This is a genomic window from Enterobacter sp. kpr-6 (assembly GCF_900116015.1).
GTDB lineage: Bacteria > Pseudomonadota > Gammaproteobacteria > Enterobacterales > Enterobacteriaceae > Enterobacter_D.
In genome coordinates, this window is the sequence record NZ_FOYH01000011.1 from 1 (window position 1) to 16,023 (window position 16,023).

Genomic DNA, 16,023 nt, shown 5'->3' on the forward strand with positions numbered 1-16,023 from the left:
CTGATACAGATACCATCAACAGGTCACAGGACGTGTTGATAACAGAATTTGCCTGGCGGCACTAGCGCGGCGGTCCCACCTGACCCCATGCCGAACTCAGAAGTGAAACGCCGTAGCGCCGATGGTAGTGTGGGGTCTCCCCATGCGAGAGTAGGGAACTGCCAGGCATCAATCAAGTGAAGAGGCCATCCGGAAGGATGGCCTTTTTGCGTTTCTGCGCGTCAGACGGCGGGCAGCGCACACCCCCGATCCCGCCTACAATCCACCTCTTCAGCGCCCCAGCCAGTGCAGAATAAATGCCGTGATCTGCGGTATATCATTAATATCTAATTGCGGAACGTCCACTACCAGCGGAACGTCGCTGGCAACAGCAATGACATGCTTATCAAGCGTAAGCGCGTCCACGCTATGCCCACAATCCTGACGAAAAAGCACAATCTTTGGCACCGCTTCGTGTTTAAAACCCTCAACCAGCACCATATCCAAAGCAGAAGCATCCATCCGGCTTACCAGATAAGCTAAATCCAGCTCAGGCTCTTCCGGTGTTTCCGTCATCAATGCCCAGCGTTGCTGACTGGCGACCAGCGTTTGCGCCGCACCCGCTTTGCGTAACTCATAACTGTCCTTCCCCGGCGTATCCACATCCATATTGTGATGAGTATGCTTAATCAGACCGGGGCGGATCCCGCTGGCACATAATTGCGGAATTAATCTTTTGAGCAGGGTAGTTTTCCCCGTCCCGCTCCACGCTGCAATAGCGAGCAGGGGGATCACGCTTTTTCCTGCCATCGCGCAAGCTCCTCGGGTGTATTCACGTTCACAAATGCCCCCTTACAATCACTGAAATCAACGGCATGCCCTCCGGCCAACTGCATGAAAACCATCACCCGCCTCTCTCCTGACTTCAGGTAATCCTGCAATAGAGGCTGTACAGATCGATGAATCAGGGCGATGGTCGGATGATCCCGTTCGCCATCGTGCACCCATACCACGGGAGCACCCTCACGCAGAGTCTGTAAACGTGCGACCAGATCGTCAGGAATATAAGGGGTATCGCAGGGGCAGAACAAAAACCAGTCGCCATCCTGCTGCAAAAAGACAGACAGCATTCCCGCCAACGGGCCGGGAAAATCAGCGAGAGAATCCTGGATCACTTTCAACCCGCTTGCCTGGTAAATCTCCTGATGACGATTAGCATTCACCACAACCGTTTCAAGCTGTGAGGCAAGGGCATCGGCAACATGTTTCCACAAAGGCTTCCCATTCAGCTCAAGCAAGCCTTTATCAGCCCCACCCATTCGCCGGCCTTTACCGCCTGCCAGTACCACTCCCGTAATCGCACTCTCCAGATTCACCTTTATCGCCTCTTTTATTGTGGGTATGACCCTGCTAACGTGTCTTTCTCAAGAGTAAGGAGCACGGATTATGAAATGTAAACGCCTGAACGAAGTCATTGAACTCCTCCAGCCTGCCTGGCAGAAAGAACCTGAGCTTAACCTGATCCAATTTTTGCAGAAACTTGCTCAGGAGTCAGGCTTTGAAGGTGAGCTGGCTGACCTTTCTGACGATATCCTGATCTATCAGTTGAAAATGCGCGACTCGGCGAAAGACGCCGTCATTCCCGGGATCCAAAAAGATTATGAAGAAGATTTTAAAACGGCTCTGCTTCGCGCCCGCGGAGTAATTAAAGAGTAAAAGCTTGTAAGCGGAACAACCGAAATCGCCACGAAATGATATCCTGAATCATTCGTAGTAATTTCCGGAAGATGGGATGATCGACAACGCTTTTACTTTCCAGACGCTACACCCGGATACCATCATGGATGCGCTCTTTGAGCAGGGAATTCGGGTGGATTCCGGTCTTACCCCGCTTAACAGTTATGAAAACCGCGTCTACCAGTTTCAGGACGAAGATCGCCGACGTTTTGTCGTCAAATTCTATCGTCCCCAACGCTGGTCAGCCGATCAAATCCGCGAAGAGCACCAGTTTGCAGAAGAATTGCGTAGCGATGAGGTACCCGTAGCCGCGCCCATAGCATTTAACGGCCAGACGCTGCTCACTCATCAGGGATTCTATTACGCCGTTTTTCCCAGTCTCGGTGGTCGTCAGTTTGAATCTGACAATCTCGATCAAATGGAATGGGTGGGCCGCTATTTAGGCCGCCTGCATCAAACCGGGCGTAAGGCGTGTTTTACCCACCGTCCAGATATCGGCGTGCAGGAATATTTACTCGAACCGCGCACGGTTTTCGAGCATGCCGCCCTCATTCCGGCAGGCCTGAAAGAGGCGTTTCTTGGCGCGACCGATGCGCTTATTGACGCTGTTATGGCTCAATGGCATAACCGCTTTACCCGGCTTCGGCTGCATGGTGACTGCCATGCGGGTAACATCTTATGGCGCGACGGGCCGCTTTTTGTCGATCTTGATGATGCGCGTAACGGCCCGGCTATCCAGGATTTGTGGATGCTGTTAAACGGCGATAAAGCTGAACAGCGTATGCAACTGGAAATGATCATTGAAGCGTACGAAGAATTTAGTGAGTTCAATACCGATGAGATCGCGCTTATTGAGCCTCTGCGCGCCATGCGTCAGGTGTACTACCTTGCCTGGCTAATCAGGCGATGGGAAGATCCGGCTTTTCCGCGGAATTTCCCCTGGCTGACCAGTGAAGATTACTGGCGGCAACAAATTTCGACCTTCAACGAGCAGGTAAAGGTTCTGCGGGAACCGCCTCTACAATTAACGCCAATGTATTAATTTTATTTATTCAGGAGAGAGTTAACCATGAAAAAAATTTGGCTGGCGCTGGCTGGGCTTATTCTGGCATTTAGCGCTTCGGCAGCGCAGTTTACCGAAGGCAAACAGTACACCACGCTGGAGACTCCCGTAGCGGGCGCGCCACAGGTGCTGGAGTTTTTCTCATTTTATTGCCCGCATTGCTATGACTTTGAACGCGTCTGGCATGTCTCTGATACGGTAAAAGAAAAGCTGCCGGAAGGCACTAAAATGACCAAATATCACGTTGAGTTCCTTGGCCCGTTGGGTAAAGAATTAACGCAGGCATGGGCCGTGGCCATTGCGCTGGGCGTAGAAGATAAAATTACCGCTCCTATGTTTGAAGCCGTACAAAAAACGCAAACCGTCCAGAGCGTTGCTGATATCCGTCAGGTATTTGTTGATGCAGGCGTAAAGGGTGAAGAATATGACGCGGCCTGGAACAGCTTCGTCGTGAAATCTCTGGTAGCTCAACAAGAAAAAGCTGCCGCAGATGTTCAGCTTCGTGGTGTTCCGGCCATGTTTGTTAACGGTAAATACCAGCTTAACCCGCAAGGAATGGATGCCAGCAGCATGGATATTTTTGTCCAGCAATATGCTGATGCCGTCAAATTCCTGATTGCGCAGAAATAAATAAAAACGCCGGTCAATGACCGGCGTTTTTGTATTCCGCTTTTATAGCGTCAATAAGTTGGTCTTTCTCTGTCCACCGATCGCTCAGCCATTGCTGAAAGCTGCGCTTAAAAACGCGATCGTTAATGTAATCCCCATGCAACGCCTGCGTGACAGGTAAAAGATCCACGCGCACCACAATACGTGTGAGCTTGCCGGTCAGCATATCGTGAAAAGGCTGGCGATCGTTTTCCGGGTAGCACAGCGTTACATTGAGCAATTTATCAAACTGCCCACCCAGGACATTCAGCGCCATGGCGATCCCCGCCGCTTTTGGCGGAAGTAAATTTCTGAATGGCGAATGCGTCTGCAGGCGCTTTTCTTCCGTAAAGCGCGAGCCTTCCACGAAATTCACTATCGTCGTGGGCTGTCTGCTAAATTTTTCACAGGAGCGTCGGGTGGTTTCAACATCCTTACCCCGTCGCTCCGGGTGGCGTAATAAATAACTCCGGGAATAACGCCGCATAAACGGCATATCCAGTGCCCAACACGCGAACCCAATAAAGGGTATCCAGGCCAGTTGTTGTTTAAGAAAGTATTTATTCATGGGGATGCATTTACGCAGAATCACACATAACACCACGATGTCAGCCCAGCTATGGTGATTACAAATCAGTAAATACCAGTTTCTTTTATTCAACCCCTCAAGCCCCTGAACATCCCATTTCAGGTGCGGGTTCAGATGCAGTAAAGCAGCCAACCCGGCGCACCAGCCGTACATCATGAAATGACAAAAGGTTGATACGGCGCGCCATACGCCAGGTATCGGCAGCAGGATTTTAATCAGACCGGCAAGAATAATCGGCACGGAGCACAGGACAGTAACCAAAATAGTTAGAGCAACACTCAACAGTAAAGTGAACGCCGCACGTAATCTCGACATAATAAAATATTCAGGCAGTTAGCAATTAAAGTCGCTGAGAATAAGCGGAGGGCGCTGATTTTATCAGAAAATACCCTTCAGGATGGACGAAACGTGACAGAGGGCGCTGAAGGCAAATAAAAAACAATTGCCGTTGCTTATATCCACATGGAGTAAATTGTCATCGATCCGCAATAAGTACCAAAGTGTTATTGTTATCACCTTGAAATAAAAGGTTAATTTAAAAGATATGATGACGAAAAGTGTGCAACTTTACAGGCAATAAGAAATAACCCACAAACTTATCCACAGGTTAAGAGTGCGGGCGATCCCGAGGATCCAGAAATCTTTTCCGGCAATTACCGTGAAAAACTCAAGTTTTTGGTCGGTCTGTGGCATCCTTTACCCATAAACAGACAAACAGGCCCGGACATTATGGTTCAGATCCCAGAAAACCCACTTATCCTCGTTGACGGCTCTTCTTACCTTTATCGTGCCTACCACGCGTTTCCACCGCTGACAAATAGCATGGGTGAGCCAACCGGCGCGATGTACGGTGTTCTGAATATGCTCAGAAGCCTGCTCCTGCAGTATCAGCCTACGCACGCTGTGGTGGTCTTTGATGCAAAAGGGAAAACGTTCCGTGACGAACTGTTTGAGCATTATAAATCTCATCGCCCACCGATGCCTGACGACCTGCGCGCGCAAATCGAACCGCTGCATGCGATGGTGAAGGCTATGGGTCTGCCGCTGATGGCTGTGTCCGGCGTTGAAGCCGATGACGTCATTGGCACGCTGGCGCGAGAAGCCGAAAAGATGGGCCGACCTGTGCTGATCAGTACCGGCGATAAAGACATGGCGCAACTGGTGACGCCGGGCATCACACTGATCAACACCATGACCAATACCATCCTTGGCCCGGAAGAGGTGGTGAATAAATACGGCGTACCGCCTGAACTGATTATCGACTTCCTGGCGTTGATGGGTGACTCCTCCGATAACATTCCCGGCGTTCCGGGCGTGGGTGAGAAAACCGCGCAGGCACTGTTGCAAGGGCTTGGCGGGCTGGACACGCTCTATGCCGAAGCCGATAAAATTGCCGGTCTGACATTCCGTGGCGCGAAAACCATGGCGGCAAAACTTGAGCAAAATAAAGAGGTGGCTTATCTCTCTTACCAGCTCGCCACCATTAAAACGGACGTTGAACTGGAACTGACCTGCGATCAACTTGAAGTTCAGCAGCCTGCCGCTGAAGCGTTGCTCGACCTGTTTAAACGCTATGAATTTAAGCGCTGGACGGCAGATGTTGAAGCGGGGAAATGGCTGCAAGGTAGAGGGGCAAAAGCGGCCGCTAAACCCCTGGAAGCGCCTGTTGTTGTTGAGGAAGATGAGGAGCCGGCTACTGCGCTCTCGTCTGAACACTACGTCACGATCCTTGATGAAAAGACGCTCACCGAGTGGATTGCACGCCTGAAAAAAGCGCCGGTGATTGCTTTCGATACCGAAACGGACAGCCTGGATAATGTCAGCGCCAACCTGGTCGGTCTCTCCTTTGCCGTCGAACCTGGCCAGGCCGCCTATATTCCGGTCGCCCATGATTATCTGGATGCGCCGGAACAAATCTCCCGCGAGCGCGCACTGGCGTTGCTCACACCGCTTCTCGAAGATAAGTCTGTGCTCAAGGTCGGTCAGAACCTGAAGTTCGATCGCGGTATTCTGCAAAATTACGGCATCGAACTGCGCGGGATTGCGTTTGATACCATGCTCGAATCCTACATTCTCGACAGCGTCGCCGGGCGTCATGATATGGACAGCCTGTCCGAACGCTGGCTGAAGCATCAAACCGTCACGTTTGAACAGATCGCCGGGAAGGGCAAAAATCAGCTGACATTTAACCAGATCGCGCTGGAAGAAGCCGGGCATTATGCCGCCGAGGATGCGGACGTCACGCTGCAACTGCATCTGAAAATGTGGCCGAAGCTGCAACAGCACAAAGGCCCGCTGAATATCTTCGAGAATATCGAGATGCCGCTGGTGCCCGTGCTGTCGCGTGTGGAACGCAACGGGGTGAAAATCGATCCCGCCGTGCTGCATAAGCATTCTGGTGAAATCACCCTGCGTCTGGCGGAGCTTGAGAAGAAGGCCCACGAGATAGCGGGCGAGCCGTTTAACCTTGCTTCAACCAAACAGCTGCAAACTATTCTGTTTGAGAAACAAGGGATTAAACCGCTGAAGAAAACCCCTGGCGGTGCGCCGTCCACTTCAGAAGAAGTGCTTGAGGAACTGGCGCTGGATTACCCGTTGCCAAAAGTTATCCTGGAGCATCGCGGTCTGTCGAAGCTGAAATCGACCTATACCGACAAACTGCCGCTGATGATCAATCCGAAAACCGGACGCGTGCATACCTCTTATCATCAGGCGGTAACCGCTACCGGGCGTTTGTCATCCACCGATCCCAACCTGCAAAACATTCCGGTGCGTAATGAAGAAGGTCGTCGTATTCGTCAGGCGTTTATCGCTCCGGAAGATTACGTCATCGTCTCGGCGGACTATTCGCAAATCGAACTGCGCATCATGGCGCATTTGTCACGCGATAAAGGCCTGCTCTCCGCCTTTGCTGAAGGCCAGGATATTCACCGCGCTACGGCAGCGGAAGTTTTTGGCATGCCGGTAGACAGCGTGTCGAATGAACAGCGCCGCAGTGCTAAAGCGATTAACTTTGGCCTGATCTACGGTATGAGCGCTTTTGGTCTGTCGCGCCAGCTCAATATCCCGCGTAAAGAGTCGCAAAAGTACATGGATCTCTATTTTGAACGCTACCCTGGCGTGCGGGATTATATGGAACGTACGCGGACTCAGGCGAAAGAGCAGGGTTACGTTGAAACGCTGGAAGGGCGTCGTCTTTATTTACCGGACATCAAATCCAGTAATGCCGCGCGCCGCGCGGGTGCCGAACGTGCTGCGATAAATGCGCCGATGCAGGGTACTGCCGCAGACATCATTAAACGCGCCATGATTGCGGTAGATAGCTGGCTGGAAAGCGAAAAACCCCGCGTGCGGATGATCATGCAGGTTCACGATGAACTGGTGTTTGAAGTTCATCGCGATGATGTTGACGCGGTTTCTAAGAAGATCCATGAACTGATGGAGAACAGCACAAAGCTGGATGTGCCGTTGCTGGTGGAAGTCGGTGTCGGTGAAAACTGGGATCAGGCGCACTAAGCGTTCAATGATTAACAGGCTATTTATGTAAGTAAACAACATAACTCAGCGATTTTTGTGACAACCATTAGAATTCGCTATGTAAAGAATGAAAAAAAACTACAAAAAGCACTTTGTGTCTTTCTGAAAAAAGAGTAGAGTTAAAGACGTAGGGTACAGAGGTAAGATGTTCTATCTTTCAGACCTTTTACTTCACGTAATCGGATTTGGCTGAATATTTTAGCCGCCCCAGTCAGTTATGACTGGGGCGTTTTTTATTGCGTAAAAGAAAGCGCGGCAAGCGCCGCGATTCATATTACTCTTCGGTTTCTTCGACCGGTGGCAGATCGTTAAACCAGGTGTCCAGCTTCTGACGAAGTTTATCGACGCCCAGTTTTTTCAGCGATGAAAACGCTTCTACCTGCACATCACCATTGAACGCCAGCACCGCTTCACGCACCATATTGACCTGCGCTTTGCGCGCCCCGCTCGCGAGCTTATCGGCTTTGGTCAGTAATACCAGCACCTGAATTTCACTCTCAACTGCCCAGCGGATCATCTGCTGATCGAGATCTTTAAGCGGGTGGCGAATATCCATCAGGATCACCACACCCTGCAGGCACTGTCGTTTTTCCAGGTACTCGCCTAGTGCTTTCTGCCATTTAATTTTCATCTCTTCCGGGACTTCGGCATAACCATAGCCGGGAAGGTCAACAAGTCGTTTGCCCTCAGCAACCTGGAACAGGTTGATAAGCTGCGTACGTCCTGGCGTTTTTGAGGTGCGGGCGAGGCTTTTCTGATTCGTCAGCGTATTAAGCGCACTCGATTTTCCCGCATTGGAACGGCCAGCAAATGCCACTTCTATTCCAGTGTCGGAAGGTAAGTGGCGAATATCAGGCGCACTGGTGACAAAATGCGTCTGGTGGTAATTCAGGTTAGTCAAAGCGGTCGTCTCCATAAATAAAGCTTTGGGGGATTATACCTGAACGCCGGGAAAAGGCTGGTTTTCTCACCATCAATGCATTCCCGCCTAAAATAGCCATGGTTATTGTGAGACTTTTGCCATTGCGGGTTAGGGACATTTCAGAATAGTTGCAGAGTCCGTTTTTATTAACCCATTGTAATTATGGGTTTTTGCTTTATAGAATTTTCTTAATTCTCGCTTTTTCGCCTGATTATGGGTTGTGAGATTACGCTAAAAAGGTAAAGTAGTTGTCAAAGGCGAGGACGCCAAAGGACATGAACTTACGGATAAGGGTCAGGAGCGCCAGGAGGCGAAGACGCGGATCTGTCAGGATGACAAACGTCAGGAGACGTTTTAACAGGGAAAAGGATTGTAACAAGGAACGTTCCACGCCAAAGGACAGACAGGGCGAGTTGCAGGCAAACACGGACAGTTGAACCCGTTTCGGGTGGAGAGTTAAGAAAAAAGGCGACAGATTACTCTGTCGCCTTTTTTCTTTGCTTGCTTTCTGCTAGATTCCGCCGCAATTCTATACTGAATAAAACGGCTTAAGACCCCCATATTATGAATAAACCGACAACTGCTCCACGCGCTAAAAGCCCTGGTAAATCGCGCCGTAAAACACGCGAAGAAATAAATCAGGAAGCCCGCGACCGCAAGCGCCAGAAAAAACACCGTGGCAATGCTGCTGGCAGTCGTGCGACCGGCAGTGAAAATGCGGCAGGCTCTCGCGGTAAAGGCGTGCAAAAAGATCCCCGTATTGGCAGTAAAACCCCGGTGCCGTTAGGCGTGAGTAATAGCGCCCCGGTCACCCGTCAGCACAAACCTAAGAGCGAGAAACCTATGCTTTCACCGCAGGCTGAGTTGGATATGCTGGAATCGGATGAGCGCCTGGACGGGCTTCTGGAGCGTCTGGAAGAGGGCGCAACCCTGAGTGCCGAAGATCAGGCGTGGGTAGATGCAAAACTCGACCGCATTGATGAACTGATGCAGCAGCTCGGCCTCTCCTGGGATGATGAGGAAGAAGAGGAAGAGGAAGAGAAAAAAGAAGACCTGATGCGCCTGCTTAAGGGCAACGACTAACGGTCAGAGCATGGGTTTACCCATCCTGCTTATAACCCTTCCGGTTATATGTTATCTGGCGTGGTTATTCGTTAAACTACGGCGGTTGTCGCAGCAGCAAAAACGGCTGCGCAACCGGCTATTGACCCGTAATGCGGTCAGGCCGGGCCGCCGGACACGCCTGCGGCATCATCGTAAGGAGTGAGCATGTCTTCGCAGTTAATCGACTGGGATCTGGCCCTGATCCAGAAATATAACTATTCCGGGCCGCGTTATACCTCATACCCGACCGCGCTGGAGTTTGCTGAATCCTTTGGCGAGTCCGAATTTTTGCAGGCCGTCGCGCGCTATCCTGAGCGCCCGCTGTCGCTCTACGTGCATATCCCGTTCTGCCACAAACTTTGCTACTTCTGTGGCTGCAATAAAATCGTTACCCGCCAGCAGCATAAAGCCGATCAGTATCTGGATGCGCTGGAGCAGGAGATTGTCCACCGTGCGCCGCTGTTTGCCGGGCGTCACGTCAGCCAGTTGCACTGGGGTGGCGGTACGCCGACCTATCTCAACAAAGCGCAAATCAGCCGTCTGATGAGTCTGCTGCGCAGCCATTTTGCTTTCAACGCTGATGCGGAAATCTCTATTGAAGTCGATCCGCGTGAAATCGAACTGGATGTGCTCGACCACCTACGGGCGGAAGGATTTAACCGCCTGAGCATGGGCGTGCAGGACTTCAATAAAGAAGTGCAGCGTCTGGTAAATCGCGAGCAGGATGAAGATTTTATCTTTGCTCTGATTAACCATGCGCGCGAGATCGGTTTCACCTCGACTAATATCGATCTGATCTATGGCCTGCCGAAGCAAACGCCGGAAAGTTTTGCGTTTACCCTGAAACGGGTGGCGGAGTTAAACCCGGACAGGCTCAGCGTCTTTAACTATGCGCATTTGCCGACGCTGTTTGCCGCTCAGCGTAAAATCAAAGACGCCGACCTGCCTTCCGCCCAGCAGAAACTGGATATTCTCCAGGAAACCATCACTTCGTTAATCGCCACGGGCTATCAGTTTATCGGCATGGATCACTTTGCCCGCCCGGACGATGAACTGGCGGTGGCGCAACGTGAAGGCGTGCTGCACCGTAATTTCCAGGGCTACACTACCCAGGGCGATACCGATCTACTCGGGATGGGCGTTTCCGCCATCAGCATGATTGGCGACTGCTACGCGCAAAACCAGAAAGAGCTGAAGTACTATTATCAGCAGGTAGATGAAACGGGCAACGCGCTGTGGCGCGGGATTGCTTTAACCCGGGACGACCAGATCCGCCGCGACGTCATTAAGGCGCTGATCTGCAACTTCCGCCTGGATTTTGCCGCCGTTGAAAATGCGTGGGATCTCGATTTCCTGGATTATTTTGCAGAGGATTTGAAACTGCTCGCACCGCTGGCCAAAGACGGGCTGGTGGACGTGGATGAGAAGGGTATTCAGGTTACGGCAAAAGGCCGCCTGTTGATTCGTAACATCTGCATGTGCTTTGACGCGTACTTGCGCCAGAAAGCGCGGATGCAGCAGTTTTCGCGGGTGATTTGAGGAAGGGCCCCCTCACCCTGGCCCTCTCCCCTGGGGAGAGGGGACGGATCGAGCACTGACTAACCCTTACTCCTCTCCCTGGGGAGAGGGGATGAATCGGGCACCGGCTTGCCTTTCTCCCTCTCCCTGGGGGAGAGGGCCGGGGTGAGGGGACCGCCCCCGCAACTAACTAAACAGCCCAACCAGCGCTGCGCACAACACCGCAGCCAGTGCCGTATGCGGTGTCTGGCTGGCAGCCGCGCCGACTTCTGCACCGTTTGAAACAAAGTGAATAATAGATTCCAGCATGATCTCTCTCCCGCGTGAACGCGCACGATCATACTGAACTCATCGGAACAGTAAAGCGCAAAATAGCAGCAATTTGCGCTCACAATTCAATCTTTACATTCACCTCAGTCATCACTCCATACCCAGCTCTTTTAGCTTGCGCGTCAGAGTATTACGTCCCCATCCGAGCAGGCGAGCCGCTTCCTGTTTGTGTCCCTGCGTGTGGCGCAGCGCGGTGGTCAGCAATGTACGCTCCATCTCCGGTTGCGCCTCTGAAAGCAGGTTTTGATGACCGGAACGCAGCGCCCTGTCTGCCCACTGTGCCAGCAGCGTCGCCCAGCTGTCGGGCAGCGTCTGTGACGGGCTATCGGGAAGTGTGGTTTCAAACAGTTCCCCCGGCAGATCCTGAATCAGCACTTCCTGACCGGCCGCCATTACCGTCAACCAGCGACAGGTGTTCTCAAGCTGACGAACGTTACCCGGCCAGGCCAGGCGCGTCAGTGCCGCTTCGGTTTCCGGGTGCAGGAGTTTGGCTTCTACTCCCAGCTCACGCGCTGCCACCTGCAAAAAATGCCGCGCCAGCCGGGGGATATCTTCCCGACGCTCGCGTAGCGGTGGCAGGTGGACGCGGATCACGTTCAGGCGGTGGAATAAATCCTCGCGGAATTTTCCTTCCTGTACGCGCAGCTCCAGATTCTGGTGCGTGGCGGCAATAATGCGCACATCCACTTTGACCGGCGCATAGCCGCCGACGCGGTAAAACTGCCCGTCCGCCAGCACGCGGAGTAAACGCGTCTGCACATCCAGCGGCATATCACCGATTTCATCAAGAAACAGCGTGCCGCCATCGGCCTGCTCAAAGCGCCCCTGGCGAATGGTGTTCGCCCCGGTAAATGCGCCTTTTTCATGGCCGAACAGTTCGGATTCAATCAAATCTTTCGGGATCGCCGCCATGTTCAGCGCGATAAATGGCGCTTTCACACGCGGGCTGTGGCGATGCAACGCATGGGCGACCAGCTCTTTACCGGTACCGGATTCGCCATTGATCAACACGCTAATCGACGAGCGGGATAAACGCCCGATGATGCGAAACACATCCTGCATGGCAGGCGCTTCGCCAATGATGTCGGCGGTCGGGCCGAAAACCTGCACGTTGCGCGGCTGCTGTTGCTCCTGATAGTGACTGATTGCCCGCTCGACCAGCGCAACCGCTTCATCAATATCAAAAGGTTTCGGCAGATAATCAAACGCCCCTTGCTGATAGGCGCTTACGGCGGCATCCAGATCGGAATGCGCGGTCATAATGATGACCGGGAGCATCGGATGACGCTGTTTAATTTGTTTAAGCAGCGCCAGCCCGTCCATTCCCGGCATCCGAATATCCGACAGCAGTACATCCGGGGTTTTGGTGGTCAGCGCATCAAGCACTTCATTGCCATTTTCAAACGTTGTACAACTCAAGCCAGCCCCGGTGAGCGCGCGTTCAAGCACCCAACGGATGGAGCTATCGTCATCAACGATCCAGACTATCCCTCGTTGCATAAACACCTCTACTTCCGAATCGGCAGGAATACCGAGAATTCGGTATGCCCCGGCCAACTGGTGAATTCAATTTTGCCGGAATGTTGATCAATCAAATTACGGGCGATAGATAATCCCAACCCGGTGCCACCTTCGCGGCCACTGACCATCGGGTAAAACAGCGTGTCCTGCAAATACGACGGTATGCCCGGCCCGTTATCTTCGATATCAATACGTGCCGCCAGGCGATAGCGCACGCCGTGCAGCGTTAACTGGAAGGCGGTGCGGGTGCGCAGAATAATTTCGCCACCTTCCGGCCCCAGCGCCTGCAACGCATTGCGCACGATATTCAGTAAAACTTGTTCAATCTGGTCGGGATCGTGCGGCAGTTCTGGCAGACTCGGATCGTAGTCGCGGATTAGCGTGACATTCTCCGGCAACTCCATCGACACCAGTTTCACCACCCGTTCGGCCACTTTATGAATGCTTTCTGTGACGTGCATTCCCGGCTGTTGCGGCCCCAGTAACCTGTCCACCAGATTACGCAGCCGGTCGGCCTGCTCGATAATCACTTTGGTGTATTCCAGCAGCGAGGGATCGGGCAGGGCTTTACTCAACAGTTGCGCCGCACCGCGCAATCCGCCGAGCGGGTTTTTAATTTCATGTGCCAGCCCACGCACCAAATCGCGCGCGGCGACCTGCTGGGCGTGCTGCAACTGCTCCTGACTCAAACGCCGCTGGTTGTCCATCGGTGCCATCTCCAGCAGGATCAGGCCCTCAGGCAGCCGTTGTGCGGTCAGGGAAAGAATGTGCGATCGGCCATCAATCACCAGGGTCACTTCGTTATCCGTAAACCCTTGCCCGGCTTGCAGACTTTCCTGCATCAGGCCAATGTTCAGTGAAAAATAGCTCAGGAGTTCTGGCAACGGTGTGCCAAACAGTTTGCGCGAACTTTGGGCCAGCAACTGTTGTGCGGCGGGGTTCGCATAATGGACTGCCAGTTCATCGTCGACCAGCAAGATGCTGTTGATCAAAGAATTGAGGATCTGCCCAGCATCGGGCAGGGTGCCAGTTGCCATTCAGCAGTCTCCTTAGTTTGCACCAATACAGTGCATTATAAGCGTAAGTAGATGAAATGTGCGGAAACACGCGATGTTCGCGGAGAAAAAAGCCCATCCTGGGATGGGCTAAAGTTCCACGGCAACAAAAATCCTCTGGCGTCTTTCTCGCCGCTGCTGCGTTGGCTGCCTTCGTTCACTCCGGTCACATAGTTGCCTATGCTCCCGAAGATTCACTCAGTTGCCGCCTTGCTGCGACAAGAAATTCACCGAGTCTTAATTTACTTAAACGCTGTAGTACAGCTCGAACTCTACCGGGTGCGGCGTCATGCGCACGCGATCGTTTTCTTCGATACGCAGGGCGATGTAAGCATCGATTGCGTCGTCGGTGAACACGCCACCGGCAGTCAGGAACTCACGGTCTGCGTCCAGCGCATTCAGTGCTTCTTCCAGAGAGCCTGCAACCTGTGGGATCTCTGCGGCTTCTTCCGGCGGCAGATCGTACAGGTTTTTGTCCATTGCTTCGCCCGGGTGGATTTTGTTCTTGATACCATCCAGACCAGCCATCAGCAGCGCTGCGAAGCACAGGTACGGGTTAGCAGCCGGGTCCGGGAAGCGCACTTCGATACGACGTGCTTTCGGAGACGCCACCACCGGAATACGGATAGAGGCAGAACGGTTACGGGCAGAGTAAGCCAGCATAACCGGTGCTTCGTAGCCCGGGACCAGACGCTTGTAGGAGTTGGTGGTTGGGTTAGACAGGGCGTTAATGGCTTTAGCGTGTTTGATTACGCCGCCAATGTAAAACAGCGCCTGCTCAGACAGACCTGCATATTTGTCGCCAGAGAACAGGTTGGTACCGTTCTTGGACAGAGACATGTGGCAGTGCATACCGGAACCGTTATCACCGAACATCGGTTTCGGCATAAAGGTCGCGGTTTTACCGAAGCGGTGAGCAACGTTGTGTACCACATATTTGTAAATCTGAATTTCGTCAGCTTTTTTGGTCATGGTGTTGAAGCGGGTAGCCACTTCGTTCTGACCAGCGGTTGCCACTTCGTGGTGGTGAGCTTCAACCACCAGGCCCATCTCTTCCATCACCAGACACATGGTGGAACGCAGGTCCTGCGCGGAGTCAACCGGTGGCACCGGGAAGTAACCGCCTTTCACAGCCGGACGGTGGCCTTTGTTGCCGCCTTCGTATTTGGTGCCGGTGTTCCATGCGCCTTCGATATCATCGATAGCAACGTGGGAACCAGAGATGGAGCTGCCGAAACGGATGTCGTCAAACAGGAAGAATTCTGGTTCTGGCCCGAACAGAACGGTGTCTGCGATGCCGGTTGAACGCAGGTATTCTTCAGCGCGTTTCGCGATGGAGCGCGGGTCACGGTCATAGCCCTGGAAAGTACCTGGTTCCAGGATATCGCAACGGATGATCAGCGTAGATTCTTCGTAGAACGGGTCAATGACAGCGGTGGTCGCATCCGGCATCAGAACCATGTCGGATTCGTTGATACCTTTCCAGCCACCAATCGAGGAGCCGTCAAACATTTTGCCTTCTTCAAAGAATTCGGCATTTACCTGGTGAGCAGGAATAGTGACGTGCTGTTCTTTACCTTTGGTGTCAGTGAAGCGCAGATCAACAAACTTCACTTCATGTTCATTCAGCATCGTCAAAACGTGTTCAGCGGACATACTTAACTCTCCCGGATTTGGTCATTGTCGTCGTGGTAACGAGGTCTACAAATAGTGCTTATAATTGGCAGTGACGCCCTGTAAAAGATAAAGCGAAATCTGTGCCAACTTTAAAATCACCCCCAAAAGGCGTTATGATGCACATCATAGTGCAAAAGGGCTGCACCAGGATGGATAGATTGCACCAATACAGTGCTCGTCAGTGAACGATGCGCACCGTATTGGTGCAATTTTCGTTAAGGTGCCCTTTTACCGCTCCGTGAAAGCGATCACAAAGCCTTACTTTCCGTATTGTTTGTAAGAGATCTTTGTGATCCTGTTCTGTACTGCGATTAATACGTGTACAATAACGCGCTATTTCTAA

General features: G+C 52.5%; 15 protein-coding genes and 1 rRNA gene. 7 read left to right on the top strand and 9 right to left on the bottom strand.

Translation table 11 applies throughout. The annotated features are described in order from the left end of the window. The first annotated feature begins 51 nt into the window (after positions 1-51). Positions 52-167: ribosomal RNA gene (rrf, locus tag BM373_RS19080) — 5S ribosomal RNA — on the top strand. 103 nt (positions 168-270) lie between these two features. Here the strand turns inward: rrf and mobB are convergent. Then, a complete protein-coding gene (mobB, locus tag BM373_RS19085; protein WP_090465389.1) occupies positions 271-774 on the bottom strand; it encodes a molybdopterin-guanine dinucleotide biosynthesis protein MobB in 504 nt (167 codons plus the stop codon). Then, positions 771-1,355: a molybdenum cofactor guanylyltransferase MobA gene (mobA, locus tag BM373_RS19090; RefSeq protein WP_090465077.1), complete on the bottom strand. Its 585-nt coding sequence runs from the start codon at positions 1,353-1,355 to the stop codon at positions 771-773. Before mobA ends, mobB begins: the two co-directional genes overlap by 4 nt. Before the next feature lie 70 nt (positions 1,356-1,425). On the opposite strand from mobA, the gene BM373_RS19095 reads away from it, so the two are divergent. From BM373_RS19095 to dsbA, 3 genes are all read left to right on the top strand, one after another. After that, positions 1,426-1,695 carry a YihD family protein gene (locus tag BM373_RS19095; protein ID WP_090465079.1) on the top strand — a complete coding sequence of 90 codons (270 nt, stop codon included), beginning with the start codon at positions 1,426-1,428 and terminating at the stop codon, positions 1,693-1,695. Between the two features lie 76 nt (positions 1,696-1,771). After that, positions 1,772-2,758, top strand: a complete 987-nt coding sequence (locus BM373_RS19100; RefSeq protein ID WP_090465082.1) for a serine/threonine protein kinase — start codon at positions 1,772-1,774, stop codon at positions 2,756-2,758. Positions 2,759-2,785: 27 nt separating this feature from the next. Further along, a complete protein-coding gene (gene dsbA, locus BM373_RS19105; protein ID WP_090465085.1) occupies positions 2,786-3,409 on the top strand; it encodes a thiol:disulfide interchange protein DsbA in 624 nt (207 codons plus the stop codon). A 13-nt stretch (positions 3,410-3,422) separates the two neighbouring features. Here the strand turns inward: dsbA and BM373_RS19110 are convergent, their stop codons facing one another. After that, complete coding sequence (locus tag BM373_RS19110) at positions 3,423-4,331, bottom strand: acyltransferase (RefSeq protein ID WP_090465088.1); 909 nt, start codon at positions 4,329-4,331, stop codon at positions 3,423-3,425. A gap of 252 nt (positions 4,332-4,583) precedes the next feature. Further along, entirely contained in the window at positions 4,584-4,709 is a 126-nt protein-coding gene (locus BM373_RS21885; protein ID WP_256214698.1) for a hypothetical protein, read from the bottom strand. A 36-nt stretch (positions 4,710-4,745) separates the two neighbouring features. Between BM373_RS21885 and polA the strand changes: the two genes are divergently transcribed. Further along, complete coding sequence (gene polA / locus BM373_RS19115) at positions 4,746-7,532, top strand: DNA polymerase I (RefSeq protein ID WP_090465090.1); 2,787 nt, start codon at positions 4,746-4,748, stop codon at positions 7,530-7,532. Positions 7,533-7,827: 295 nt separating this feature from the next. Here polA and yihA read toward each other — a convergent pair whose 3' ends face one another. After that, complete coding sequence (yihA, locus tag BM373_RS19120; RefSeq protein WP_090465392.1) at positions 7,828-8,454, bottom strand: ribosome biogenesis GTP-binding protein YihA/YsxC; 627 nt, start codon at positions 8,452-8,454, stop codon at positions 7,828-7,830. A gap of 585 nt (positions 8,455-9,039) precedes the next feature. Between yihA and yihI the strand changes: the two genes are divergently transcribed. Both yihI and hemN read left to right on the top strand, forming a co-directional pair. Then, positions 9,040-9,558, top strand: a complete 519-nt coding sequence (gene yihI / locus BM373_RS19130) for a Der GTPase-activating protein YihI (RefSeq protein WP_090465095.1) — start codon at positions 9,040-9,042, stop codon at positions 9,556-9,558. 186 nt (positions 9,559-9,744) lie between these two features. Continuing rightward, entirely contained in the window at positions 9,745-11,118 is a 1,374-nt protein-coding gene (gene hemN / locus BM373_RS19135; protein ID WP_090465097.1) for an oxygen-independent coproporphyrinogen III oxidase, read from the top strand. Between the two features lie 165 nt (positions 11,119-11,283). Here the strand turns inward: hemN and BM373_RS21545 are convergent, their stop codons facing one another. From BM373_RS21545 to glnA, 4 genes are all read right to left on the bottom strand, one after another. Next, the gene (locus BM373_RS21545) at positions 11,284-11,406 is read right to left on the bottom strand and encodes a YshB family small membrane protein (RefSeq protein WP_143102686.1); all 123 of its coding nucleotides are present in this window, start codon (positions 11,404-11,406) and stop codon (positions 11,284-11,286) included. Positions 11,407-11,517: 111 nt separating this feature from the next. Continuing rightward, positions 11,518-12,927, bottom strand: coding sequence for a nitrogen regulation protein NR(I) (gene glnG / locus BM373_RS19140; protein WP_090465100.1), 1,410 nt, complete (start codon positions 12,925-12,927; stop codon positions 11,518-11,520). 8 nt (positions 12,928-12,935) lie between these two features. Continuing rightward, entirely contained in the window at positions 12,936-13,985 is a 1,050-nt protein-coding gene (gene glnL / locus BM373_RS19145; protein WP_090465103.1) for a nitrogen regulation protein NR(II), read from the bottom strand. 264 nt (positions 13,986-14,249) lie between these two features. After that, positions 14,250-15,659: a glutamate--ammonia ligase gene (gene glnA, locus BM373_RS19150; protein ID WP_090465105.1), complete on the bottom strand. Its 1,410-nt coding sequence runs from the start codon at positions 15,657-15,659 to the stop codon at positions 14,250-14,252. Positions 15,660-16,023: the final 364 nt, after the last annotated feature.

What these genes read in the sequence shown, in the direction of transcription:
- BM373_RS19095 (WP_090465079.1), top strand. Translation starts at nt 1,426, where the DNA reads ATGAAATGTAAACGCCTGAACGAAGTCATTGAACTCCTCCAGCCTGCC.
- BM373_RS19100 (WP_090465082.1), top strand. Translation starts at nt 1,772, where the DNA reads ATGATCGACAACGCTTTTACTTTCCAGACGCTACACCCGGATACCATC.
- dsbA (WP_090465085.1), top strand. Translation starts at nt 2,786, where the DNA reads ATGAAAAAAATTTGGCTGGCGCTGGCTGGGCTTATTCTGGCATTTAGC.
- BM373_RS19110 (WP_090465088.1), bottom strand. Translation starts at nt 4,331, where the DNA reads ATGTCGAGATTACGTGCGGCGTTCACTTTACTGTTGAGTGTTGCTCTA.
- BM373_RS21885 (WP_256214698.1), bottom strand. Translation starts at nt 4,709, where the DNA reads ATGCCACAGACCGACCAAAAACTTGAGTTTTTCACGGTAATTGCCGGA.
- polA (WP_090465090.1), top strand. Translation starts at nt 4,746, where the DNA reads ATGGTTCAGATCCCAGAAAACCCACTTATCCTCGTTGACGGCTCTTCT.
- yihI (WP_090465095.1), top strand. Translation starts at nt 9,040, where the DNA reads ATGAATAAACCGACAACTGCTCCACGCGCTAAAAGCCCTGGTAAATCG.
- hemN (WP_090465097.1), top strand. Translation starts at nt 9,745, where the DNA reads ATGTCTTCGCAGTTAATCGACTGGGATCTGGCCCTGATCCAGAAATAT.
- BM373_RS21545 (WP_143102686.1), bottom strand. Translation starts at nt 11,406, where the DNA reads ATGCTGGAATCTATTATTCACTTTGTTTCAAACGGTGCAGAAGTCGGC.
- glnG (WP_090465100.1), bottom strand. Translation starts at nt 12,927, where the DNA reads ATGCAACGAGGGATAGTCTGGATCGTTGATGACGATAGCTCCATCCGT.
- glnL (WP_090465103.1), bottom strand. Translation starts at nt 13,985, where the DNA reads ATGGCAACTGGCACCCTGCCCGATGCTGGGCAGATCCTCAATTCTTTG.
- glnA (WP_090465105.1), bottom strand. Translation starts at nt 15,659, where the DNA reads ATGTCCGCTGAACACGTTTTGACGATGCTGAATGAACATGAAGTGAAG.